The sequence below is a fragment of the Paenibacillus sp. S29 genome, from assembly GCF_049319765.1.
GTDB lineage: Bacteria > Bacillota > Bacilli > Paenibacillales > Paenibacillaceae > Paenibacillus > Paenibacillus polymyxa_B.
In genome coordinates this window covers 596,082-619,767 of sequence record NZ_JBMOUI010000001.1, presented here as the reverse complement: position 1 = coordinate 619,767, position 23,686 = coordinate 596,082, and the positions used below count along the sequence as shown (strand labels likewise).

The following is a 23,686-nucleotide window of genomic DNA, read 5'->3' as shown; positions in this document are numbered from 1 at the left end:
ACTATTAGAACTTGGACTAAAGTAGACTTACTGATCATGTTTTAAACTATATTTTAGTGCCTGAAACAATAAATTGATAGATTTTTTTGTATAGGTCTTTCTCTTCGTTTAAACTCAATTAGTGACGGCTTTACAAATGTAAAAAAAGCTTTCGTCCACACAATAAAACGTGTTGGGCGAGAGCTTTTTAAATTTATTTCCTACGATCCATCAGAAAGCTATCAGGCGTATAGTTAGTTTCATAAGCACTGCGTTGCGATTTGGCCATATTTCTTTGGACAAGCCAATTTTGGGCTTCCTGTTTTAGCGATTGCATATGCTGATCAATTATTGCATCGTGGCTTAGAATAGACTCTAATTTCTGTTTTTGCTCCGCTGTCATAGGCGTATTTTTCAAGACACTCAGCAGTTTATCCACCTTCATTTGACGAACTTCGACAAAAATCTCAACTTCCTCGTAATTTGTCTCATTCAGTCGAAGTATGAATTGTTGGGTTAGTTGCTCTAATTGAGATAAGGCGTCATTTATCATAGCTTACTGTTCCGTTGACAATGACATACCTGCCGTTAGCTTGTTCACTGCAATCCAAGTTTCACGTAATTCTTGCAGATAACCCAGGACTTCTTCACCTGACTCAATCCTTTTCTTGATATTCGTTTGAATCAATAAATAGTTCATATACTCATATAAAGCATATAAATTTTTGGAAATATCATACGAGTAGTTTAATGTGGACATTAGCTCACTAATAATGGTTTGGGCTTTGACCAAGTTTATATTAGTCTTAACAATATCATTGGATGATATCCCATCAAGCCCGGCCTTTACAAAGCGAATGGCACCGTCATATAACATAATAATGAGCTGCCCCGGAGTAGAGGTCTGCACCGAAGACTGTTTATATTTTTCATAAGGAGATGAGATCAAACGAATCACCCTTTTCTAAACTATTGTAAAAAGCTTGTCAAACTGGACGACTGCGACTGGTACTTGTTCATAGCCGATTCCATAGCCGAAAACTGCTTATAATACCGTTTTTCAGCATCAGCAAGTTTTTTGGTCATCTCTGTAATATCGCTGTTATAGTTTTTAAGCTGCTTTCCCATTATACTGTCAGCCTTTAAGGTCATACTAGCATTTGTATCGAATTTTGATGTACCTGCTTTTTTTACAAACATGTCTAACGTAGTATCAAGCTTACTTCTTAATTCGCTAAAGAGAGGCTTGCTGTTTACAACATCAGACGACCCTTTGAATATATTCAAAACCTTATCCGGATTTGTCGTCAAAGCGGCTTTCAGCTTCTCTTCATTAATTTGTAATTTACCATTTTCGAAATATTGACCTGTAGTAATACCAACCGAACTTAAATCGCCTAATTTACTGGAAATAACCATACGCATAGAAGACACAGCAGAACTTAAAATGGAGTCATTTTTAAGAAGACCACTTTTCGCCTTTTCTTCCCACTGCTTAATTTCATCTTCCTTCATGTCTTTCCTTTGATCGGCTGTCAGTGGAGGAAAATCGCGATACTTTTGTTCACTTAGTTTCGTATTAAACGTACTTAATAGGTCATTATAAGTATCCACAAAAGATTTAATGGTCTCCATAGCTTTTGTTGGATCTGATTGGGTTGTGATTTTAGCTGGTCCAGTAGTTCCAGTAGTCTCTAACAGAGTCAGCGACACTCCATTAACGACAAGGGAGTTCTTATCAGGATTATAAGTTTTAGAACTCGAATCCGCAGTATTCGTTACTATAACTTCTCCCTTCTCAGCCCCCTTTACATCTGTAGAACTAATTTGGAATAAATCCATAAGCGTACTGCTTTTAACCTGCTTATCAGCACCAGTTAATTTAATATTATTGCTATCCCCATAATCTTTAGCTGTAATGGAGAACTTACCACTGATTTCATCAAAAGTCGCTGTTACATTCGCCCCTTCTGAATTGATGCGGCCCATCACTGCAGATATTGTATCGGTTTTTAGAAAAGTGATTGTTTTGTCATTTATATTTAACTCATAAGTATCTGACGCACTACCCCCTGCAATTTGCTCCAATGTGGTACTTTTAGTGGCATCTGCCGTACTGCTGCCCGCTGTACGTAGGCCTGTAGAGGTCTGCATATTGGACATTGTTGCTAACTTGTTGACGACTACAGACATAGGTGTAGAGCTAGCATCAGCATTAGCTTCCGCTTTAATAGCCGTTGTATTACCAGTTAACGTTGCTTTCTGAGTGTTCATTTTGTCAGACTTAGTCATTAAATCGCGCAACTTATCGCTAAACTGAACGATCTTAGTATTTAATTCACGGTAACTATCACGCGTCCACTCTAACGTCTGCTTCTGCTGGTTCAGCTTATTTAATGGAGACTTCTTCGCGGTCATTAAAGAGGTCACCATACTGTCTATATCCATTCCTGAGAAACCATTTATACGCATTTCACTTCCTCCTTATACTTTTTCATCGATAAGAATCCCTGCAATCTCCATCATCTTTGCTACTAAATCAAGGGTCTTTTCAGGAGGAATCTCTCGAATCAATTCCCCAGTGTCTTTATTGAGAACTTTGACCAAGATCTGATGTGTTTTTTCATGCACACTCATTTCTAACGTGGTTGTAGGTCCCTGAAGAGCTTTAACGGCTCTATCTATTGCCTTAATGAGCTGTTCATCCCCCATGGAGAATGAAACTCCCTGCCTTTCGAGCTTGCTTAATTCTGATCCATTTCTCACGGCCTGTATTTGCTGGCTATCCTGATTTGCTATAGCATCGCTATGTTGGCTTACGCCGTTTGCTTTGCCACTCACCGCATTCGTCGAAAGAGAGAATTGCAGATTCATCTTACAACCTCCGATGGGATTATTTATTATATTTATCGGTTCCCAATGCATGAGTTTGAATAGAATGGTTAAAATTGATTACTCTATACATGTGGGTCATTGAAACTGCAACCTTTCATTTCTAACATATAAAATAAAGGTAACCCCCCCAAAAAAAATGTCCGCTTGAGGGTTCTACCTTTATTTCATATGAAAACTAAAGAAGTAATGGCCATTTGTATAGATTAGTTTCATACTGTGCAATATAATTTTCTTTTATCCATCCAAACAATCTGCTTCATATTCAGCAATTTGCCGCTCACACAGTTCCTTTATATCTCTGCCTTGCAAATAACCAGCAACCCATTGAATAGTAGCTTCCAATGCTCTATCCAACTGCCACCTTGGAGCCCAATTAAGCTCCTTCAACGCCTTGGAACAGTCCAGCTTGAGCATATTTGCTTCATGCATACGATCCTGTCTTATTACCTGATACCCAGGGTGCTCATAAGGCCATTTGCTGAGCATCTGTTCGACTATCCATTCAACTGACCTAGCATCAACGTCTCGCGGTCCAAAATTCCAAGCTTGAGCAAAAGCGTCGCCGCCTTCTAGGTATAAGTTTTGGCAAAGCAGTAGATATCCCGATAAGGGCTCAAGCACATGTTGCCAAGGGCGGATAGCCTCAGGATTTCGGATTAAAATTTGTTCTCCATCCGTCAACGCTCTGATCAAGTCAGGGATCAATCGATCTTCAGCCCAATCGCCTCCTCCGATCACATTTCCTGCTCGTGCTGTAGCTACTCTGATATCGGATGATTGAAAAAAGGATCGCCGATATGCTGACGTAATCAGTTCTGAGCACGCTTTACTGCTCGAATAAGGATCATATCCACCTAAAGGTTCATTCTCACGGTATCCCCAATGCCACTCTTGGTTTTCATAACATTTATCTGTTGTTACATTTAAAATCACCCGTACTGAACTACAGGTACGAGCTGCCTCCATTACATTTACCGTTCCCATCACATTCGTTCTATAAGTCTGAACCGGATCTTCATATGACTTTCGGACCAAAGGTTGCGCTGCCATGTGAATGATGATCTCTGGGTTTACCTTATGCAAAGACCGTCTTAGCATCTCTAAATCAGCCACATCACCGATAGTCGATTCCACCAGAACATTCTCTACATTACCTAGCTTAAATAAAGATGGGCTAGTGGGAGCAGGTAAAGAGTAACCTGTCACCTTTGCGCCCATGCTACGAAGCCACAGACTAAGCCAGCTCCCTTTAAATCCTGTATGTCCTGTAAGGAACACATTTTTTCCGGCCCAAAAACTACGATCCACCATGTCTGATTTCATCATAGGTGCTCCTGACTTTTATAAAAGTTCTTTTTGATCAAGGCTATTGTAAAGTAGCCTGATAGTTCATTTGATAGATTCCGAAAGTAGAGTGTAATAATGACTCCAAATATTTCGATTCTAATTCTCTTCCGCCAGTTAGAAACTTAGCCAGATCTTCTACGACTTGATTACTCTCAGAGCTGCGTTCCGGAGCAATATTAATGAAAGAGGTTGGTTCAAAACCATGGATCCTTGCCTGCAAATAAAGCATATCCCGCATATAAATCCTGCGATTGTGCATGGAATTCGAAGAATTGAGCATTTCATATAGTGCCTCTATGCTTATGCTATTGTTAACCATAAAAATTAGCTTTCCGTTAGTATTCATAACCTTGGAGAGATTATGGAAAATGGTATCCAAATCGTCAGAATAACAATCAAGAGGCTTTTCAATATAGACTAAGTCGATCTTACCATTAAGCTCTTCTGGTATATAACGTAAATTATCGAGTAAGAATACATTTTCTGAAATGGAATTTGCATCTACTTCGTACTTCTGTTCTGTTGTACATATAGATAGTTGTGGTTTAATACCATAAGTTGACCATATATGATTTTTAATTTGGAGCAAGGTGGCTCCGCATTTTACATCAACTCCAAGAATAGATTTCACATTAGAAAGCTGACTAAAATCAAACCTCATATAAGCCGCACTCATACGTGCATCCAACCAAGCGTCCAAACCATATTTATCTATAAAAGTTTGTCTTCCTTCTTCTAAGGAATTCGTCTGATGATCACTGGCGGTGGTTAAGCTCCCATAGTGGTGCGTCACTGTGTCCGCACAATAAACGAGCTTGTATCCGGCGCGTCTGATTTTGAAACTGATGTCATCGTCTGAAAATTCACCACGGAAAAAGCGAGTGTCATAATAACCAATCCGATCCAAAAGAGCTGTGGGACAACACAAAACATTGGGCAATAGCACCACACGCTCTTCCCATTTTGTAGGGTCACTTACATTGTATTCTCTAGCCTTTTCTTGAAAATCCTCTTTGGAGGAGAAGGGGATTGGAATTTGCTGCATATTGGATATGAAAGTCGCCCCTGGAGACACATAACCAATTTCAGGATCTGATTCAATACAAATCATTAAATTCTTTAACCAGTTTGGCGCAAAAATAAAATCGTTGCATACCGCAGCAGAATATTTACCTTCTGCCGCCATTAGGCCTATATTGAAGCCTTTCACAACATGCAAGTTATACTTCAAATGGATCACCTTTGCACCAGGAATGGAATCAAAATACTCTTTTGTCCCATCTGTTGAGCCGTTATCCACCAAAATCAATTCGAACTCCACATCGTCTGTGTTCGTTAAAATGCTCTCCACACAATCGCGTGTATAATTAAGATTATTATACGCGACCAAAACGACACTAACTTTACAGTTGGCTTTTTCCCCTAGTGCCGCAATATCACCATGATTAACGATTCCTACTTCTGGATAAAGACGCGGATAGTCCTTCTTGTCAACGAAATCCTCCACGATATAAGCAATTTCAAACTCCAAAATCCGGAACAGAGATCTAACATGAAAGCGAAAATCATATAAAAATCGCTCTACATTTTCATTGATTGCATTCTGTTTAAGATGTTCAATATAGAACATAATATTAGCTTTAATCTCTTTTACACGGTTAGGCACAGACACATTCGACGTGGCATTTTCGAGCGCATACAGCAACTCAACCATATTATCTAATATTATGATGTCGGATAGGTTTAGCTCTCCACGATGGATACAATCTTCCAAATAACAAATGGCCTCATGTCCAGACTGTAAAGTTTCAAGGATCTGTGTTGCTGTATAATTATTCATGTCCGACTCCCTCACACAAAATCATTCCATCGGTACTTATATTAAAGTCTTTCCACTGCTCATCCTTCGAGGAAATAATAAGCCCGTCCTCCAAAGGCCATTCTATTCCAAAGGCTTTATCATTCCAACGAACTCCAGACTCATGAGAAGGAGTATAGTACTCACTGACCATGTAATGAATGCTCGTGTTTTCCGTCAGCGTCTGGTAACCATGAGCAAAACCCTTCGGGACATATAAAGACAAACGGTTTTCCTCAGACAAAGTTAGTCCAAACCATTTTCCGAAGGTAGGGCTTTTACGGTTAAGGTCTATAATAACGTCGTAGATGGCTCCATGAAAGCAAGAGACGATCTTGTCCTCGCAGTAGGGAGGTAGCTGAAAATGCATCCCCCTTAGCGTATTAGGATATCGATTGAATGCCATATTGGATTGAACCATATCAAAATAAATTCCATGCTCAGAAAAAGTTTTTTTGCAAAAGCTTCTGGCAAAATAACCGCGGCTGTCCTGGATAGGCTCCATTTCAATCACCGCTGCCTGATGCAAGGGTGCTGGCTGAACTAACATATTTACTCTCCTTATGGCTTAAAAATATTCCGAGAAGCTTGTAGATAATCTTTAGAAATTGGCATGATTAGTCCAACATCAACTCCCCAAAATATCAGCAGTGTTCTAATGAATCCAAGCTTCATGAGTTGATCTCATATCTGGTGAGAGGAACTTTGAGCATTTACTCAATAACAGTCTCCAACTTGTCGCTAGGCGTGAGGCTGGGATTTTCGTATACGCTAGTAAACTCAAAATGCCCCACAATACCCCGAACGGTTTAGTGCTTGATGAAAAGACTGGCTAAACCGTTTTTCCTCAGGAGACAATCGATTATCTGAAAAAAGCGACTCACCTAAGGCTACTACTCACTTTCCTTGCTAATAAGATTTGATTGATCTTTTATTGTGCATTTTAATCAACTAGCTCTGTAACTCTTCATTTAGTTGGTTCATGTAAATAGGAATTTTTATGTTTTAACAATTTAGGACTAACATCATAACATTTTTTAAAAGAAGTAGAGTTAAGTATTGAAGTATCTTTAACAGCCAGCATATTAAACCCATGAGGAGGTCCTTCAAGAAACACTCTATCTGGAGGAATAATTTCAATCGGTAAATCTGTCATATCAACATTCGAATTGTAATCTCTAATTGCGAAAACTGAGTATCCAAATCCCATCAGATATTGAACTATCTCACTGTTATGAAGACCATTACTCCAATCAACATAGCTCCGGTGTACTTCAAAAACAATGGTTGGTGCCTCCGAAGCTGGAAGATTCAATTGATTTTGAGCTCCCTGTAAAACAAAATATTCTAACCCCTCGATATCAAGCATGATGAGATCGAGTTTTCTTATTTGTTCTCTCTCCAAATAGTCACCAATCGATACCGTAGAAAAAATATCTTTATCCACCTGCATAGTTTCGTTCACAACAGATTCAGCATGAGCAAACGAATCTTCTCCTACAAGACGAAAGGAACTGTCACTCTCTTTCCAAAGCCCCATTCTCCATGCTTTTAAATTATTTAAACCATTAATTTTAGCATTATGATTCAGCATATTGAACTGATCCAAATTCGGTTCGAATGCATGTACAACTCCATTGTTGTTTTTAATTTCGTTAGCTAGCATTATAGCCTGATCACCGAAATAAGCGCCGCCAATTAGGACTTGTTTTAAATTTTTAGACAGCAACAATAATAATTTCGTTGTTTGAGGTTCCCAAACATGATCAGGTACTTCAGGAGTTGACATTAAAAAGTCCCTTGCAATTTTAGTTCTGTAATAAAAATCAAACACCAACCCATTGGAGAGTTTCTTTCTAAATATATTATTTTCATTATAAATAGCATCTAAAATAGGACCTGTTATTTCATCCCTAATACTACCTTGCGGGTAATGCAATAGTTCTTCTATTTCCTTAAACCAAGTCAGTGTTTTACTTCTTAATTCGTCATTTTGTCCAATTAATAGAAGAGCTTGATTTAGCTTATTTAATGATTCCATGAATACCTTCCTTTTACTATAATTTTTATTTGATAAAATATTTAGTAATCCCATGGTTCCTTCATGTCCAACCTAAGGCCATTCTATCCCAAACTCCTGATCATTCCAACGAACCCCAGACATGAGAGGGAGTATGAATTTCATCAACAGATAGTATTAAACTATACCACTTTTCAAACGTATTTTTGACAATAGTGATCAATAATAACGTCATAAACACTGATATTAGTAAACAATTAAACTCATTATCCAGCAAATCATAATTGACAATTCCCTTCTATCAACTCGATAGAAGCACTTTAAGCATTTCATCCACAAACATTTCTATATCATCTGTTGGTAAAATTTCTGGATCGTTATATAAACTTGTAAACTTAAATTGAACGACCTGTTCATTTCCATCTGGGCGAATGATTTGCACAGGAAGATCGAAGTTTTCCAATGCAACCTTTTGGACAAGGTGTGCATAATGCAAAACGCTTATAGTTTCTTTTCCAAAAGCATGTAAAACACGATCAACCGGCCTTTTATTCAATATCCATAGTACTTTTTTACACACATCAGAAATGCCTACAAAATTACGAAGTTGACTTCCAGAGGTTAGAAGAGTTATTTTCTGCTGCTCTACTGCTTCCTTGCAAAATAGAAAAGGTATCAAATTCCACCTCTTGAATCTTTCTATGTTTGCTGGGACTCCAAAAAGATTAGACGGACGGATTATCCATGCATTGATCTCTTTGTTACGATCAAACATTCTAACAGTTTGTTCAGCTGTATAATGTGCTAGTCCGTAGTCATTACTTGGCGTGACGTAAGAATCCTCTCTTAATAGTCCACCTTGTTTACCAAAAACATGAAAACTGGAGATATATATAAAATCACGGATGTTATTACTCTTACAAAAATCGATTGCTGCATGTATTCCAGCTGCATTTTCTGATAAAGCGTGATAAGGGTCATGTCTGTAAAGATCTTCATTTGGTGAAACCGTGTGTATCATCGCATCAATACCAGGATAATTTAAGAGTGATATCTTCGATGGAACCGAGAAATCCATCATAATATCCCCATCCGAATCTCGTGCGGCCGTGATAACTTTATAATTATTATTTTTCAGCAACTGTGCCATGTGAAGCCCTATATAACCATTTGCACCGCTGATTAAGACTGTCTTCACTCTCAAAGATCATCTCCATCTGGTATGATTGGGACATTGAAAAACGACTGGGCCCAAGGTGTTTTAGCCTTTTGAATAGCGTGCTGCCCTGTATCGATATGGCGATAATACAGCGACCTGCTATCCAGATTCCTATTTCTAAGCAAGGCCTGATTTCCAATTGTAACTAGATCCCCCACAGTGCAATTTCCGATAATCGATGACTGAGGAGCCAAGATAACTCCTTTTCCCAGCTTAGGATAGTTTCCATCAATGGCACCTACCGTGCATCCTTGATAACACACAAAAAAATCACTGTAGGATGCTTTGCCCAATACAACACCACCGTGTACGATGAGAAAAATGTTAGGCATATTTGCATCGTACATGCATACTACCCCATTTAAAGCCTTATTTAAATAAAAAAGCTTAGACGCCAACTCAGAATCTTCAAATCTCTTCCATACTGAATTAGACAAAAACCATAAAAACAACGTGTATTGATCTGAATGCAGATGTGAGAAAAATGTACTCCCTTGGTGATGATAGGCTTGTAAGGCTATATGCTGAAAACAGTACTCCGTACGTTCAAGCGCATGATTAAACGAATTTTCAAATAATATATCTTTACATAATAAGTCATTATCAGGATAAAAATTATTCAACTGATGACGAACATAATTCTGCAGATCATCCGTCGTTAAAGTTAGTTTAAACATGCTACTCCACTCCATAGAACTTGTTTTGTTTTATGAATCCAGCCATACTTTCCAGGGAGCCTTCTGCTTCTCCCAAAGCTCATCGAGGATAATTTTTTCACGTATAGTATCCATAGGCTGCCAAAAGCTATGGTGTCTGAAAACGTTCAGTTCCCCATCGCGCGCTAAGTTTTGCAATGGCTCCTGCTCCAAAATTGTTTTTTCCGTGTCTTGAATATACTGGAAAACTTGAGGCTGGCAAACCATAAACCCTCCATTAATCCAACCGCCATCCCCTTTTACTTTTTCAGTAAACCCTGTAACAGACTCACCTTCTAATTCAAGCCGACCAAATCTTCCATCTGGCTGTACGCCGGTAATCGTAGCCAGTTTGCCACTTTCTCTATGACACTTCACCAGTTTCGTAACATTAATATCTGCCAAACCATCGCCATAAGTGAGCATAAATGGATTATTCCCTACATAAGGTTCAATACGTTTTATACGGCTACCAGTCATTGTATTTAAACCCGTCTCGACCAAAGTGACTTTCCATGGCTCAACTGAATTTTGGTGAACTTCTACAGTGTTGCCAGAGGTAAAGTCGTAGGTAATTGCTTCTGACATGTGGCGATAATAATTAGCAAAATACTCTTTAATAATATAACCTTTATAGCCCAAGCAGATAACGAACTCATTATAACCATAATAAGCGTAGGTCTTCATGATATGCCAAAGTATTGGGGCATCACCTATTTCAATCATGGGTTTAGGCCTCAAATGGGATTCTTCGCTAATTCGCGTCCCCCGGCCACCTGCTAAAATAACAACTTTCATCTCCACTCACATCCTTGCTTAGATTTCACCCTGTGTACTCCACCAACCTAAACACATCAACTTAATATTTTTTTCTACTTTCAAGGAAACATTCCAACCATGTATTGAAACTCTCAATAACTCTCGATTCCAGCACAAGAAGAGCTCGCGGAAAATCATTATTATAGGTAACTTGAAAATTTAATAAGGAACTCTTTAACTCATTTGTTTTAATTTTCAAGTCTTTATTATAAAGTTTCTCACAATACGGGATCATTTCTTTCTCCAGCTGATGTGCTGCCTGTATCGTATCCGCAGTAAGAATTTGAAGCATATCTGATTTTCCCTCTGTAATGTTTTTATATATAAATTGAATAGCTTCCTTCATAGAATCAACCAATTGTAAAGTATCCTCTTGATCTACTGAGTCCATTTTTAATAACATATCTTTGTCTTCTTGAGTTATTCTCTTATACCAGACAAGACTTTGATTGAACCGATTATAGGATCTGCCAAAAATATCATCCAAGGCTTTAATTACTCCTGTATGATAACCCTCTATACCGTCTAAATGCTTGTTGTCACCATGCAAAAGATGAGGAGGAAGTTCATCTGCATAACACTCACAATCATGCCCCATTAATAGTCCGCCGACTTTAATTTTTCTTATTCCTTTGATTATATCCTGATAAACATAGTCATACGTATGGTTAGCGTCCACAAAAATAATATCAAAATAATCATCCTGTAGAATGTCCATGCCCACCGTTGAATCGCACACAATAGGCTTTATATTATCGTAAACACCGGTATATCTCATTACACTCTTAAAATGTTCGAATGCATTTTCATAATTTGCAATATTATGGCTTGCTGTATCCGGACTGCCCTGCCACGTATCCATACAGAATAAGATATTACTATCTGAGAATGTTTTGAGACTATTTGCAAAGAAATAACTTGAACATCCGAACCAACTTCCTACCTCTAGAGCCCTGATCTCAGTATGTTTTCCAGCCATTAATTCGTTGTATATAAGACTTGTAAGTGCCACGATATCAATCATGGTAGTTTCGCCGTAAGTGTACTTTTGGATAGTTGAATAGTTTTCCAACATATGAATGTATTCCTGTAGCAGCTTGGGAGAACTTATCGTTGTATGGTTATTATGAATCCCACCGAAATGTAAAACAGTTTCCGAAACATTATTTTGTGTATTTATTAACTTCACTTCATCATTTTGAAATGTTATTTCGATCACTGGAGTTCCCCCATTAATTTAGATGTAATAAAAGATCAAGCTTATCGCATATATTAGTCCAGTTAAAATTAGTTTCTGCGTAATTTTGAATTTCACAACATGTCTGTTCTAGTCTTACATTGTCATTACAAACCTCAAGTAATATTTCAGACAATTTATAAGGGTCATCTATAGGAAATAGAGTTCCATATGCGCTTTCTTTGGTAATATCAAAAGCCGGATCAAGTTCAGTAGAAACGATAAAGCACCCGCTTTTAGCAGCTTCCGTGAAAACTAACGGAAATCCCTCGTATCTCGAAGTCAAACAAAAAACTTTAGCCTGTCTATATTCATTTTCTATAGCCGTCCTATTTTCAATTGGGCCAACAAATTCAATCCTGTCTCTAAGCTCAGGATTTTTAGTGAAAAATTCATGAACATATTGGATGAAATGTTCCTCAACATTTCCTACAAGTTTAAGCTTCCAGTCAGGGATTTCTGAAGCAACTAATTTAAACGCTTCTAATATAATTTCATTGGCTTTTTGGTGAGTTCCAATTCTTCCGACTGTTAAAATAACATTTTCCTTTTCATTAAAACTCACGCTTGGGCTCGAATGGAAATTGTAAAATCCGTTAGGAACATACTCTATTTTTAGGGGCCATTTTTTGTTTAAATAATGGTATAGCTTCTTACTCTCAACACTGATCACATCACACTTTTTAAGCGTCTCCAATAGATTATCCGTTAAGTCAATACTATTCATCCAGTAGACATTGGCGTCTAGCTTTAAATATATTTTCCCTTTCGGATTAAGGGCTTTGTATTTCTCCATCCAACTCAGTGTAAATGGGTAAATTCCCATTAAGAATAATATATCAATCTCTTTCGCTCGTTTTTCGAGGTAATCGTTACCATCTGTTAAGATGTCTCCTCCATTTTCAACAGGATCAATCTTCAAACCCTTAACTTCTGCCTCTATATAAGGGAAATCCTCAATACCATAACATGCTATTGCAGAATCATAATTATGATACTTATGAAGAATAAACGGTATCATTCCGAGATCTTTAGTCAGATGAACATTTAAACATTCTGGCCACAGAGCTACCAGACGAGGTTTAGTTCCTGCTGTAAAATTTTCCATACTAGACTCCTTATTTTGAGCATTATATTATCTATTAAAATTCTGTTTAGACCATGCACATAATGGGAACTTACGATTTATTTGAGTTAGGACAGAATTCTTTGCAATTTGATCATCCACTTTTTCATATAGCTCGTAAGCTCTCTCATACGCCACGTAATCATCACTAATTTCAAGTAGTTTTGTATAAAAGAGCTGTGCATCTTGTATATAATTCGACCTAAGGCAAGCATCACCCAACATTTCAATAATCTTTACATTCCTTGGATATTGTTCAAACAGTTTAACTAATAGATCGATAGCTATCTCGTTGAAACCATAGGCAGCAAGATGCTCACAAACCTTAATTTTTACATCAACGCCACCTTGCCACAAATAATTCGATATTATTTCAAAGGTTTCAAATTCCTGTAATCGAATTAGATGTATCAATGCTCTCTCTAATATATTCTCGAGATGTGATGTTAACTTTACATCTTCAGAAACTTCATTCATCAAAATTTTGTATAAATTTTTTTGTTCCTTTTGACTTAGATTGAGCAGTGATTTGAACCTTCCAAATAGAGTTTCATCTTTGAGGATAATGGATAATAATAAAATGTCCTCCCCATTTTGCTCATCTACATCCGCCATTTTCAACCATAAGGCTTGCGCTCCATTATAATCCCTAGTGTATTGCCGCGCAGTGGCCATGACATTATCTTGAACAGTCACCTTATACTCTGTCAGATATCTTTGCAAGAGGGGGTGTCTCAACTTATACATCACCTCTAATAGCTTCTCTAGCTGTCCACTGTTTGATATTGGATACAATTGTTGCGTAATTGAAAATACTTCTTCTAATGGAACATTTGCTTTCTCTATAATTTTAAAATATTTCCCCATAATCGGTACAAAATCTTTTTTCAGCTTGAAAGCTTCTAAAATATGCTCATAGCTCTTCATCAAATCATTTCGTGATTCATACCATTCTGCAAGTCTGAAATGTGCAATATAGCTGCCGTTGCCTTCAGTGACTGTGATACCTCGATCACCCACTTCAAGGCATTTATTCATTCTCGCTATTGCATCTTTATAGTAATTAATTTCCATATAAAACAGCGCCTGAAGGTGAATTAAATCTACTTCACCAGGATAAATTGTTGTAGCCTCTTGTAATATAATTAGAGCCTCTTCATATCTCTTCAACTCACCTAAACTCCTACATAATGTTGAAATCAACTCCGGAGCAATTGTAAGTTCTTTGCTTAAAGGGTATGCTCTCTGTAAGTACTTGATTGCTTTTTCATGTTCCCCCACCCATGTGTACGTCCTTCCCATATTAAAAAGGTTATAGACAGTGGGATTCTCTTCCACCTCTTTTAACATGAGGGGTAAATTTCTGTTTGCCTTCTCTCTGCTCTTCATCATTTCATCTGTGTAACCAGTATGGAAAATAGTCAGCTCAGCATATGCTTCCTTTAATTTATCTTCTTGTTCCATCGTATTTAAGTGCTCATGAAGACGATTACGATAATGCAAGCCCTTATTGTTAGCAAAAATGCGAATGGCTAAATGGGTTATCCCTCTATCAGATGACATAACATTATATATTTTTGTGAAGTAGTAATCCGCTCCTGATGCGATTTCCTTTTGTAAATTAGCGGATTCCTCAAGATATTCATCGCCGTCAAGTATGAGAATATAATCTGTAGTTGCATATTTAATGGACTCATTTCTGGCAGCTGCAAAATCATTGATCCATTCCATATGATATACATCATTAGTATATTCCTTAGCAATATTAACAGTTTCATCTGTTGAGCCTGTATCGACAATTACAATCTGATTTACTTTATCTTTTACGCTATCAAGACATCTTCTAAGATACTCTTTTTCGTTTTTTACAATCATACATAACGCTATAGTTTTCATCATGCATTCCTCTCATTTCGCATTTACGAATCAGGTTAGTATATATATCGGTTAATTGATAATTATAAGTTAGATTCGACTTATAAAATATGAAGGTAATAACAATTCCTTATATGTAAAATATAAACACAAAAAAACTGCTGAGAATAATCTCAGCAGTTCCATTAATAAACGATTAACGAAGCAATTGAAGTACTGCTTGTGGTTGTTGATTAGCTTGTGCCAACATAGCTTGGGAAGCTTGAGCAAGAATATTGTTTTTCGTTTGGTTCATCATTTCTTTAGCCATGTCTACGTCACGAACACGGGATTCAGCAGCAGACAGGTTCTCGGAAGTAGTTCCCAGATTGTTGATTGTGTGCTCCAAACGGTTTTGGTTTGCACCCAATTTCGCACGCTCAGAGGATACTTTTGTAATAGCCGCGTCCAGAACTGAAATTGCAGCATTGGCACCTGATTGAGTTCCAATTGCAACTGTACTAATACCCAGTGATGCAGCACCCATATTTCCAATAGACAATTTAATATTTTGGTCGATATTAGCACCAATGTGGAACACCGCTCCGCTGACACCAGCGCCGTCCAACAATTTTTTAGTATTGAATTCAGTATCTGTGGAAATACGGTTTACTTCTGTTGTCAATTCCCCTACTTCTTTTTGAAGCTCAGCACGGTCAGCATCAGTATTTGTATCATTCGCAGATTGTACAGCAAGCTCACGAACACGTTGCAGAATGCTGTGTGTTTCGTTCAGTGCGCCTTCAGCTGTTTGAATCAAAGAAATGCCATCTTGAGCATTTTTGGAAGCCATATCCAAACCGCGGATTTGACCACGCATTTTTTCGGAAATTGCCAAACCAGCAGCATCGTCACCAGCACGGTTAATACGAAGACCAGAAGACAGTTTTTCGATTGCTTTGTTTGTGTTAGTAGTGTTTGTGTTCAATTGACGGTGAGTGTTCATTGCAGCGATATTGTGATTGATAATCATTTTAAATTTCCTCCCTGAAGGTAAATGTCCCACATCCATGTGGTTTATTGTTGTTACAGCTATCCGTTGAAGTCGGCCGCCCCTCCGCAATAGCTTGTACTATATATATCGACATTCTCGTCGAACTTTTAATAGCATTTTAGGATTTTTTTTATTTTTCGTTATTTTTATTTATCATCTTGCGCAAAGCATCTAAATTTGACTGCGTATGGGCAGCAGATTCACGATTGGACTCTTGAATGGATAAATAGATTTCTTTGCGAAAGATGTCCATCTGTTTGGGAGCTGAAATTCCTATACGCACTGTATCTCCCTCTACTCCGAGCACCGTCACCTCAATATGATCCTGAATGATAATAGATTCGCCTTTCTTACGCGAAAGTACCAGCATGATTATTCACCTTCCTTTGAACGGATGGTTTCGTCTTCCTTAGTGGGTTGCAGTGAATGCCTGGTCGAATACGGAGACTGGTGCAAAACAACCTGCTTGGCTTGCCTATTATCAGGGTTGAATACCAAAGGTGCCAATAGATTGATCGTCGAGTTTTCTACCTGCTCATGTAATGTTAATATGCTGCGTACGACTAAATTAGATTCAATCTCCAGTTCTTCCGTTTCACTATCAGGGAGTTCGAACTCGTATTCAGGATAAAAAATAAATGGGTCCACTAAGACAAAAGATAGTTCCTTCTGCTGAAGAGACTGGAGATAGTAAAAGGGAGCCTCATCCTGATCAAGCAACACAAATTCGGTCGTCTCCTCAAATCCCGGAATTCCTTTTTCAAAACGATATACTTCTTTTTCATTAACTTCAATGTCACCCCATATAGATGTGGATATAATCACTAATATTCCTCCAATATTTAATCAGATATATACATTTTATTATAAAAAAAAGGCTATAGACGGCTTGAATAACCTCTATAACCTTAACTTATTTTACATCGCGACATCAATTTCAGGTGGAATATAGGCCACTGATGGATACTGCTGCATATAAATCTCCAGTTTCCCCCGGGTATACTCAATCTCTGGACGATTAACGGTAACATGCATTTCCGATACAGCAGGTGTATATGTAATATCAGGTGCACGCGTTTCAACACGAATATCGACATTATCCATAGATGCTGGACCCCTAAATTCAGGAAGCACATGCGTTCCAGTATCCTCTCCAAAAACATTAGCTACCGTATTCCCAGGAATGTGAATATCCGCCATTCGGTTACCTTGCTCCACTTTATGCGCAAGAGCTTGTAAAAAAATCTGTGGCACCCCTGAATAAATTCGATTATTCATCTCAAGGTAATTTCCACCGTTATAGGCAGAGAAGGCTGCACTTTGATCTATGGTCAGCTGTGGCTTATACTGGTGAATTTCCAGTTGAGCACGTCGTGTCGTTAATTCCATATCTGCCGAGGGCTGTCGAATCGAATACTGCCCTGGGTCAGCATCAATGTGCAGGATAGCCGGAGTTTGCCGGATCTGAAGCGTCGGAATGATGGACATCTTTCCCCCTCCTTAGACTATCTTAAGAAATCAACTAATGATGCGGATATTATTTTAGCTCCAGCTGACAAAGAAGCATTGTAAATATTCTCTTGGATCTTGGAATTCATTAAAAGCTCAGCGTAATCCGCATCTTCCGTTTTAGACTGCAAGTCCGTTAAGTTTACTTCCAGATCGCTTAAACGGTTTTGCATTAGCTCAACGCGGTTGGATTTAGCCCCCATTTCCGACCGGACCTTCAGCATTTTGTCCATACGCGTATCAATATTGGCCAGTTGATCCCCACTTGCTTTAATATCACCACTTGCCAAAGCCGCAGATAGCTGATTAAAAATAGTAAATAAATTATCGGTATCCGCGCTTGTTCCTACGACTTCATTGCCAGTAACATTAATAGGCAAAGCTACATTTTCACCTACTATAAAATTAACATTACCTGTATCCGTAGCAATTAATGCTGCTCCAGACGTATCATGCGTATTATCAGCATTCAAAGGGAAGTCATAAGGCTTCTTGTCGTAGGTCTGACCATTGAATATATATTTTCCGTTCAATTGGCTGTTCACAACATCAATCATTTGTTCCTTAAGCTGACCAATTTCTTTGTTGATACTGTCCAGCGCAGATTGTGGATTAGTTCCCGTAGAGGCCTGTACTGTAAGTTCACGTACTCTTTGCATAATTTGTCCTGCCTGATCCATGACCGTATCATTAAAATCAAGCCAAGACACTGCGCTGTCCACATTCCGTTGGTATTGTTCATTTGAAGACAATTCAGAGCGGTACCTTAAGGAATAGGTAATCCCTACAGGATCATCAGAGGGCTTGTTCAGCTTACGTCCGGTAGCCATCTGGTTCTGCGTATTATTCATACGCTCAGAATTTCGATTCAAATTCAGCAAAAGCTGTGAGCTTAGCATATTGTTAGTAACTCGCATAATTATATCCCTCCGTAATTAAATACCCTTGTATACAGACTAAGATATTTAATCCCCATTCTTATCTTCCAACTACACCTGTGGAATTAATTAATTTATCCAATAACTGATCGAATGTGGTCATAAACCGAGCAGCGGCGCTGTAGGCATGCTGAAACTTGATCATATTGGACATTTCTTCATCCAGTGAAACACCACTCACAGACTGGCGCATAGTTTCTACCTGAGATACGAGGGCTGTCGAGTTTTGTGTCTGTCTTGTTGCTTCTTGAGCCTCTATACCCAACTGACCAACCATAGAACTGAAAAAGCTATCAATAGTAGCCGTGTTCCCTGTAGAAACTGAAGTGAAATTGCTTAATTTCAAATTGGACATCAAGGATGCCAATGTGTTATTACCCTTAACCAATTCCTCAGTAGGAGCAGTGCCTGTTACCCGAAGGGATGCTGCAATAGCGTTAGGATTATCTACTATAGCAGTGTTTAACGTGATATTACCTGCTGTTATTGTCCCACCATTATTTGAAGTTACAAAAAAAGGTTTACCCGCAACCATATTACCGTTAGCATCTTTATCTTCTTGGGTATAACCCAGTTGATGCAAACCATTAAGACCTTTAACTGTAACTGTTAAATCCGATTGAAGTGTTCGGCTGGTCCCAGTATAAGTCACTCCATTCAGTACAGTGCCTTCTGGCAATACTGAGCCTTTAGGTAGCGTTACAGAAATATCACCGTTTGCCAATGTATTAGCAAGGTTATCCATTTGCGCAGTATAATCTGCTACAAATTGATCTCTGGAGATGATCATTCCATGTACTTCTCCACCTTGTAAATCATTGGAGGCAAAAGCGGCTTGTAAAAAAGCGCCGTTAATTCCAGTAGTCGGTGCAAACCCAGTTACTAATGCTTGACCACCCATATTAACGTTGTAGCCTTGATCAGTATCAGTTACCGTGACATTAACGATTTTTGAAATTTTATCGACGATCAAATCCCGCTGGTCACGAAGGTCATTAGCGTTATCTCCCAAGCCTTCAATTTTAGTAATTGATTGATTCAGGTCCGCTATGGAATTCACATAACTTTGTAGCTCGCTAGACTTAGCCTCCACATTTGAGGTTAAATCCGCAGATAGATTGCTTAACTGTTTACTCATATGATTCATTGCATCAGTCAATGCAAGTGCATTTTCTTTTACAATAGTTCGTGCAGTTACACTTTCTGGGTCTTTGCTTAAATCAGACCAAGATTTATAAAAGTTATCCAAAACCTTGCGAATCCCTGTATCGGACGGCTCATTCATAATCTGTTGTAGCTTATCAAGTGTGTTACTCCGAATCGTCCAACTGCCCAACTCAGTATTTTCTCCACGATACTGACTGTCCAAGAACTTCTCACGAATGCGTTCAATAGCATCAAATTCAACACCTGTTCCCAACTGACCAGGTACATTAGAACGGTTAATACCATAAGCCTCCATGGGTATAGAAGCTCTCATCTTAACTGTTTGCCGTGTATAGCCTTCTGTGTTGGCATTAGCTATGTTATGTCCTGTTGTATTTAAAGCTGCCGTTTGTGTATAAAGGCTTCTTTTGGCTGTTTCTATGGAATGAAATGTGGATGGCACTCTATTTTCCTCCTCGGCTCAAGCCTTAGTGTCGAACAATCCAGGTCGTGCGAGTTGATTACTTTTCTGATCTGGATGCATATACGTCATCTCCTGATTAGGACGACCTACAAGTAGATCTAACGAGTAGTCAATAAACACCAACGATTGCTCGATGAGCTTTTGATTGATTGCATTAATTTCCTTTAATTCTGAAAGGGTGTGGGATAAGCGGCTCTGGACACTGAGGAGTTTGTTCTTATCTTCAGGATCAAAAACAAGCCGTGCCAGCTCAGTTATAGTCAAATTAAGCTGAGACTTAATACCACGTTCACGAAGAAGCTCATACGAAACCTCCATACGAGCTTCCTCCAGCTGTTCCACCTGTTTAAGGAGCCTGGATTCCTGGTTCAAATGCTGAACCAGGCTATCCATATCATTTTCCATAACAATCTTTTTTTTACTTTTTGCTAGTTCTAGCAAGATAAGATGCTTTTGGTCTAGCTGCTCCAGCACATCAATCAATCGCTCTAAAGGCATACTCCTTCACCTAGCTTTCAGAAGACTGCTTGAAGTAAGGTAACAGTTTCTCTGCAATTTTATCGGCATCCACACGATAGGTTCCAGAAGCTACTTGCTGCTTAAGCTCCTGAATTTTCTTAACACGGTCTGCATCACTGCTGCGGTTCAGCATTTCCATTGCTTCCGGAGAAATCGAAACCTCATCCTTGCGGCGGGACTTCTTAAGCTCCTCTTGACGTCCTGTTTCAATATTTCGCTGATATGGATTAATAGCTCCGATGCGGTTGGTCTCGTTAATTTTCATAACTTCCACCTTCCTTAGTTATTTGATATGGTCAGAATGTATCAGACGACATAGCGTCGAACATGGTTCGTATTATGCCTGACTTCTTTATTTTGTGCATGTTGCTAAAAATAAAAAAACCGATAAGCTCTATAAAGATTATCGGCGGTATTTGAAACTTTTTGAATAGCTGAATGCGTTTTTAATTCCCCTGTACTACTTTCCACGAAGTTTATCAATCGCGCTGTAGGTACCTGAGCCCATATTATTACTTTGATCCTGATTACTACTTTCGCGTACAGCCTGATGCAGGTCTTTAGTCAGACGTGTTCGACAAGAATCGCACATATGCCCTTCACGAATCGGTATCCCGCATACCTCGCAAGGATACGTCATATTAGGCGCATTAGCAATGGAAATACGTCCCTCACGTATAAATGTCGTGATTTGCTTTACAGATACCTCAGTAGCCTCTGAAAGCTCATGCATATGAATGCCCTTATTTTCACGTATATGTTTGACACAGCGTTCGTATTCAATTTCAATTTCTTTAATACAGTTTTGACAGATTCCCCTGACGTTCTTAATAAACAGCTTTCCACAGCGAGGACAGTTATCCAAATTCATCCTCTGTAGCGCCCCTTTCCAATTTCCGATCTTTAATTACTTTTATCCTTACATTAACTTATAATGAAGAGCCTCGTCTAGCAAATATTTCAAAAAAGATTTTCAGATTTTACACAATTGCACATTTTATAAGTTATCATATTTAAAAGTATAAGAGAGAATGATCCATCAGTAATAGTTTCTCTATATTTATATGCATCAATATGCAATGACATAAAAATAAAGAAAGCCCATGAAAGCTAATAGTCAGCCTAATGCATGTATCTATTTATCGTCAAACATTACACCGTACTTTAGATAGAAAATAAAATAAGCGCCATTCCAGTTATTTTCGGGAATAGCGCTTCATTATACAATTAAAATAGCTATATATGAATATGAGTAAAGGTAGAAATTATCAAGATGAGGGAAAAACCGGGCGAAACAATCCTCAGAAGAATTCATGTTCACCTGTGCCCCGAATGACATCAAGGAAATCCTGTAAATCCGGGGGAACGGCGCCCATACGAATGCTCCGCACATGGAGTGTGGGTATTCATAAATCTCATGGACCTAACATCATCTCAACTTATAACCTATCTGAAAACAAGCTAGATGCATCAGTGGAAATATGCAGCCCAAAAAAACAAGCTATTTCACAAATAATTATTCAAAAAAGCATTGTTTTAATAGAGGCCTTCCCGTATACTATAGTCAAACGCTTGGTTTAAAAAACACACTTCATTATACATTTATAATGATAATTATTTATTTGTGTTTGTTTGCGGTACTTGCAGTTCTTGGCCTGCTTTAATCAGGTTGTTAATTTTAACCAGTTCCTCAACAGTTACACCGTATTTTTCAGCAATAGAAGTCAGTGTTTCGCCCTCTTGAACATTTACAGTGATTGTATTTACAGTTGCTGGTGTTTCAGTTGTTGTAGTCGTTGCTGGTTTTGTGGTTGTTGTTTGATTGTTGTTCTCAGTAGCTGGTTGAGCTGGTGTTGTAGTTGTTGCTTTTTCAGTAGTTCCAGTTCCAAAAAGTTTTGCTTCAAATGCTTTTTGTGCTGCTTCTTGTTGTTGAATGATCAGTTGTTCTTCAGCTTGATCCCTGTTGCTCTCTGTGTTCGATTTTGCCATTACTTGACCTGTTGCAAGTGGACTCAACAAAGATACTGCACCTAAACTAACTGCCAACATGCTAGATACTGCTACTTTTTTCATTACGTTTTTCATGATTTGTTCTCTCCTCTTTTTAGCTTTAAATTTTAATTAACTGCTTTACTACCGAGCGAGACACTCCCAATGTCCGCTCTTTAGTCATTAGCTAATCACTTATTACCAATCATGTTAGCTATCAACAGATAGAAATTGTACTCCTCTTTTCCAAAAAAATCAACCTCTAAATTGAAATATTCTGTTTTCATCCCTCACTTCCTTACTTTTTGTTTGTCTCTATATTTTTATTATATACCTCTCTCTAGCTCGTTGTCAAATCCTGCTGATTGTACGGCTTAAAAGACTTTTGCTCTATCATTTAATCCTTCTTACAAGAGAATTATAACCTCTTTTTCATAGTTTCAAGCAAAATTTCATGGGAAATACTAGATATTTAGACTTATGATCTTGCTAAGGTCAAACAAAAAATAGTCAAATGTATTCCTTGCTCTAATGCCTTTTCTTTCAAAACACGTGCACACGCCTTCAATGTGCTCCCCGTTGTATAAATATCATCTACAAGCAAAACGGTAACGGAAAGCTTGTTCTCCATAACACATTGAGATTCAGTTTTTAAAATAAAAGACATCATCAAATTTGTCATATTGGGGTGGACAGAAAACGCATTATTCATGGTGTTCATGCGTTCCTTTTTGGATTTAAAGCTTTGTTTACCTGTATCTTGTGGACGAGCAAGTAAAGATAGAAAGGGGAGCTTATTCCGCCTAGCAATCTCTTCTGCCAACATCTGAGCCTGATTGAAGCCTCGCTCTGTCAGCCTCTTCTCACTTACCGGGACACAGGTCACTACATCCACACTCCACAAAGATTGCTTGAAACGAGAATATTTATGGCCTGCAAACTCATACCTCATCGCCTGATAGGCTCGATTCATGATCTCGCCCAGCAAGGAACTATAC

Annotated in this window: 25 protein-coding genes; all 25 read right to left on the bottom strand. The window is 38.3% G+C overall.

Going from position 1 to position 23,686, the window contains the following annotated elements; translation table 11 throughout:
• Positions 1-193 precede the first annotated feature (193 nt).
• The 25 genes from ACL9RM_RS02860 to ACL9RM_RS02740 all read right to left on the bottom strand — a co-directional run bounded on the left by ACL9RM_RS02860 (position 194) and on the right by ACL9RM_RS02740 (position 23,661).
• Positions 194-532 carry a hypothetical protein gene (locus ACL9RM_RS02860; protein ID WP_235306480.1) on the bottom strand — a complete coding sequence of 113 codons (339 nt, stop codon included), beginning with the start codon at positions 530-532 and terminating at the stop codon, positions 194-196.
• A 3-nt stretch (positions 533-535) separates the two neighbouring features.
• Positions 536-928: a flagellar export chaperone FliS gene (gene fliS, locus ACL9RM_RS02855; protein WP_235306481.1), complete on the bottom strand. Its 393-nt coding sequence runs from the start codon at positions 926-928 to the stop codon at positions 536-538.
• Positions 929-948: 20 nt separating this feature from the next.
• Entirely contained in the window at positions 949-2,451 is a 1,503-nt protein-coding gene (fliD, locus tag ACL9RM_RS02850) for a flagellar filament capping protein FliD (protein WP_250266794.1), read from the bottom strand.
• Positions 2,452-2,463: 12 nt separating this feature from the next.
• The gene (locus ACL9RM_RS02845) at positions 2,464-2,853 is read right to left on the bottom strand and encodes a flagellar protein FlaG (protein ID WP_165146235.1); all 390 of its coding nucleotides are present in this window, start codon (positions 2,851-2,853) and stop codon (positions 2,464-2,466) included.
• Positions 2,854-3,108: 255 nt separating this feature from the next.
• Positions 3,109-4,197: a CDP-glucose 4,6-dehydratase gene (gene rfbG, locus ACL9RM_RS02840; protein WP_422759355.1), complete on the bottom strand. Its 1,089-nt coding sequence runs from the start codon at positions 4,195-4,197 to the stop codon at positions 3,109-3,111.
• 43 nt (positions 4,198-4,240) lie between these two features.
• The gene (locus ACL9RM_RS02835) at positions 4,241-6,061 is read right to left on the bottom strand and encodes a glycosyltransferase family 2 protein (protein WP_235306484.1); all 1,821 of its coding nucleotides are present in this window, start codon (positions 6,059-6,061) and stop codon (positions 4,241-4,243) included.
• Entirely contained in the window at positions 6,054-6,629 is a 576-nt protein-coding gene (gene rfbC, locus ACL9RM_RS02830; protein WP_235306485.1) for a dTDP-4-dehydrorhamnose 3,5-epimerase, read from the bottom strand. The genes ACL9RM_RS02835 and rfbC overlap by 8 nt, the downstream gene beginning before the upstream one ends.
• A gap of 417 nt (positions 6,630-7,046) precedes the next feature.
• Positions 7,047-8,120, bottom strand: coding sequence for an FkbM family methyltransferase (locus tag ACL9RM_RS02825; RefSeq protein WP_235306486.1), 1,074 nt, complete (start codon positions 8,118-8,120; stop codon positions 7,047-7,049).
• A gap of 280 nt (positions 8,121-8,400) precedes the next feature.
• Complete coding sequence (locus ACL9RM_RS02820; protein WP_250268972.1) at positions 8,401-9,297, bottom strand: NAD-dependent epimerase/dehydratase family protein; 897 nt, start codon at positions 9,295-9,297, stop codon at positions 8,401-8,403.
• Positions 9,298-9,299: 2 nt separating this feature from the next.
• On the bottom strand, positions 9,300-9,995 hold the full coding sequence (locus ACL9RM_RS02815) for a hypothetical protein (protein WP_250266796.1): 696 nt from the start codon (positions 9,993-9,995) through the stop codon (positions 9,300-9,302).
• Positions 9,996-10,025: 30 nt separating this feature from the next.
• Positions 10,026-10,811, bottom strand: coding sequence for a glucose-1-phosphate cytidylyltransferase (gene rfbF, locus ACL9RM_RS02810; RefSeq protein ID WP_250266797.1), 786 nt, complete (start codon positions 10,809-10,811; stop codon positions 10,026-10,028).
• A 61-nt stretch (positions 10,812-10,872) separates the two neighbouring features.
• Positions 10,873-12,051, bottom strand: a complete 1,179-nt coding sequence (locus ACL9RM_RS02805; RefSeq protein ID WP_250266798.1) for a class I SAM-dependent methyltransferase — start codon at positions 12,049-12,051, stop codon at positions 10,873-10,875.
• A 13-nt stretch (positions 12,052-12,064) separates the two neighbouring features.
• Positions 12,065-13,177: a glycosyltransferase gene (locus tag ACL9RM_RS02800; protein WP_250266799.1), complete on the bottom strand. Its 1,113-nt coding sequence runs from the start codon at positions 13,175-13,177 to the stop codon at positions 12,065-12,067.
• 27 nt (positions 13,178-13,204) lie between these two features.
• A complete protein-coding gene (locus ACL9RM_RS02795; protein ID WP_250266800.1) occupies positions 13,205-15,070 on the bottom strand; it encodes a glycosyltransferase in 1,866 nt (621 codons plus the stop codon).
• Between the two features lie 196 nt (positions 15,071-15,266).
• Positions 15,267-16,082 carry a flagellin gene (locus ACL9RM_RS02790; RefSeq protein WP_250266801.1) on the bottom strand — a complete coding sequence of 272 codons (816 nt, stop codon included), beginning with the start codon at positions 16,080-16,082 and terminating at the stop codon, positions 15,267-15,269.
• Between the two features lie 151 nt (positions 16,083-16,233).
• Complete coding sequence (gene csrA, locus ACL9RM_RS02785) at positions 16,234-16,473, bottom strand: carbon storage regulator CsrA (RefSeq protein ID WP_029514583.1); 240 nt, start codon at positions 16,471-16,473, stop codon at positions 16,234-16,236.
• 2 nt (positions 16,474-16,475) lie between these two features.
• Positions 16,476-16,928: a flagellar assembly protein FliW gene (gene fliW / locus ACL9RM_RS02780; RefSeq protein ID WP_250266802.1), complete on the bottom strand. Its 453-nt coding sequence runs from the start codon at positions 16,926-16,928 to the stop codon at positions 16,476-16,478.
• A 93-nt stretch (positions 16,929-17,021) separates the two neighbouring features.
• Entirely contained in the window at positions 17,022-17,591 is a 570-nt protein-coding gene (locus ACL9RM_RS02775) for a DUF6470 family protein (RefSeq protein ID WP_250266803.1), read from the bottom strand.
• 17 nt (positions 17,592-17,608) lie between these two features.
• Entirely contained in the window at positions 17,609-18,529 is a 921-nt protein-coding gene (gene flgL / locus ACL9RM_RS02770) for a flagellar hook-associated protein FlgL (protein WP_250266804.1), read from the bottom strand.
• A 61-nt stretch (positions 18,530-18,590) separates the two neighbouring features.
• Positions 18,591-20,159 carry a flagellar hook-associated protein FlgK gene (gene flgK / locus ACL9RM_RS02765; RefSeq protein WP_250266805.1) on the bottom strand — a complete coding sequence of 523 codons (1,569 nt, stop codon included), beginning with the start codon at positions 20,157-20,159 and terminating at the stop codon, positions 18,591-18,593.
• 18 nt (positions 20,160-20,177) lie between these two features.
• A complete protein-coding gene (locus ACL9RM_RS02760) occupies positions 20,178-20,678 on the bottom strand; it encodes a flagellar protein FlgN (RefSeq protein WP_235306498.1) in 501 nt (166 codons plus the stop codon).
• Positions 20,679-20,688: 10 nt separating this feature from the next.
• The gene (flgM, locus tag ACL9RM_RS02755; RefSeq protein WP_039271505.1) at positions 20,689-20,964 is read right to left on the bottom strand and encodes a flagellar biosynthesis anti-sigma factor FlgM; all 276 of its coding nucleotides are present in this window, start codon (positions 20,962-20,964) and stop codon (positions 20,689-20,691) included.
• Between the two features lie 195 nt (positions 20,965-21,159).
• Entirely contained in the window at positions 21,160-21,570 is a 411-nt protein-coding gene (locus tag ACL9RM_RS02750) for a TIGR03826 family flagellar region protein (RefSeq protein ID WP_044648603.1), read from the bottom strand.
• A gap of 743 nt (positions 21,571-22,313) precedes the next feature.
• Positions 22,314-22,784 carry a LysM peptidoglycan-binding domain-containing protein gene (locus ACL9RM_RS02745; protein ID WP_250266806.1) on the bottom strand — a complete coding sequence of 157 codons (471 nt, stop codon included), beginning with the start codon at positions 22,782-22,784 and terminating at the stop codon, positions 22,314-22,316.
• 382 nt (positions 22,785-23,166) lie between these two features.
• Positions 23,167-23,661, bottom strand: a complete 495-nt coding sequence (locus tag ACL9RM_RS02740; protein WP_250266807.1) for a ComF family protein — start codon at positions 23,659-23,661, stop codon at positions 23,167-23,169.
• Positions 23,662-23,686 lie beyond the last annotated feature (25 nt).

Excerpts from the sequence above, each read along its gene's own strand:
- ACL9RM_RS02860 (WP_235306480.1), bottom strand. The coding sequence starts at position 532 with ATGATAAATGACGCCTTATCTCAATTAGAGCAACTAACCCAACAATTC.
- fliD (WP_250266794.1), bottom strand. The coding sequence starts at position 2,451 with ATGCGTATAAATGGTTTCTCAGGAATGGATATAGACAGTATGGTGACC.
- ACL9RM_RS02845 (WP_165146235.1), bottom strand. The coding sequence starts at position 2,853 with ATGAATCTGCAATTCTCTCTTTCGACGAATGCGGTGAGTGGCAAAGCA.
- rfbG (WP_422759355.1), bottom strand. The coding sequence starts at position 4,197 with ATGAAATCAGACATGGTGGATCGTAGTTTTTGGGCCGGAAAAAATGTG.
- ACL9RM_RS02835 (WP_235306484.1), bottom strand. The coding sequence starts at position 6,061 with ATGAATAATTATACAGCAACACAGATCCTTGAAACTTTACAGTCTGGA.
- rfbC (WP_235306485.1), bottom strand. The coding sequence starts at position 6,629 with ATGTTAGTTCAGCCAGCACCCTTGCATCAGGCAGCGGTGATTGAAATG.
- ACL9RM_RS02825 (WP_235306486.1), bottom strand. The coding sequence starts at position 8,120 with ATGGAATCATTAAATAAGCTAAATCAAGCTCTTCTATTAATTGGACAA.
- ACL9RM_RS02815 (WP_250266796.1), bottom strand. The coding sequence starts at position 9,995 with ATGTTTAAACTAACTTTAACGACGGATGATCTGCAGAATTATGTTCGT.
- rfbF (WP_250266797.1), bottom strand. The coding sequence starts at position 10,811 with ATGAAAGTTGTTATTTTAGCAGGTGGCCGGGGGACGCGAATTAGCGAA.
- ACL9RM_RS02800 (WP_250266799.1), bottom strand. The coding sequence starts at position 13,177 with ATGGAAAATTTTACAGCAGGAACTAAACCTCGTCTGGTAGCTCTGTGG.
- ACL9RM_RS02795 (WP_250266800.1), bottom strand. The coding sequence starts at position 15,070 with ATGATTGTAAAAAACGAAAAAGAGTATCTTAGAAGATGTCTTGATAGC.
- ACL9RM_RS02790 (WP_250266801.1), bottom strand. The coding sequence starts at position 16,082 with ATGATTATCAATCACAATATCGCTGCAATGAACACTCACCGTCAATTG.
- csrA (WP_029514583.1), bottom strand. The coding sequence starts at position 16,473 with ATGCTGGTACTTTCGCGTAAGAAAGGCGAATCTATTATCATTCAGGAT.
- ACL9RM_RS02775 (WP_250266803.1), bottom strand. The coding sequence starts at position 17,591 with ATGTCCATCATTCCGACGCTTCAGATCCGGCAAACTCCGGCTATCCTG.
- flgL (WP_250266804.1), bottom strand. The coding sequence starts at position 18,529 with ATGCGAGTTACTAACAATATGCTAAGCTCACAGCTTTTGCTGAATTTG.
- ACL9RM_RS02760 (WP_235306498.1), bottom strand. The coding sequence starts at position 20,678 with ATGCCTTTAGAGCGATTGATTGATGTGCTGGAGCAGCTAGACCAAAAG.
- flgM (WP_039271505.1), bottom strand. The coding sequence starts at position 20,964 with ATGAAAATTAACGAGACCAACCGCATCGGAGCTATTAATCCATATCAG.
- ACL9RM_RS02750 (WP_044648603.1), bottom strand. The coding sequence starts at position 21,570 with ATGAATTTGGATAACTGTCCTCGCTGTGGAAAGCTGTTTATTAAGAAC.
- ACL9RM_RS02745 (WP_250266806.1), bottom strand. The coding sequence starts at position 22,784 with ATGAAAAACGTAATGAAAAAAGTAGCAGTATCTAGCATGTTGGCAGTT.
- ACL9RM_RS02740 (WP_250266807.1), bottom strand. The coding sequence starts at position 23,661 with ATGAATCGAGCCTATCAGGCGATGAGGTATGAGTTTGCAGGCCATAAA.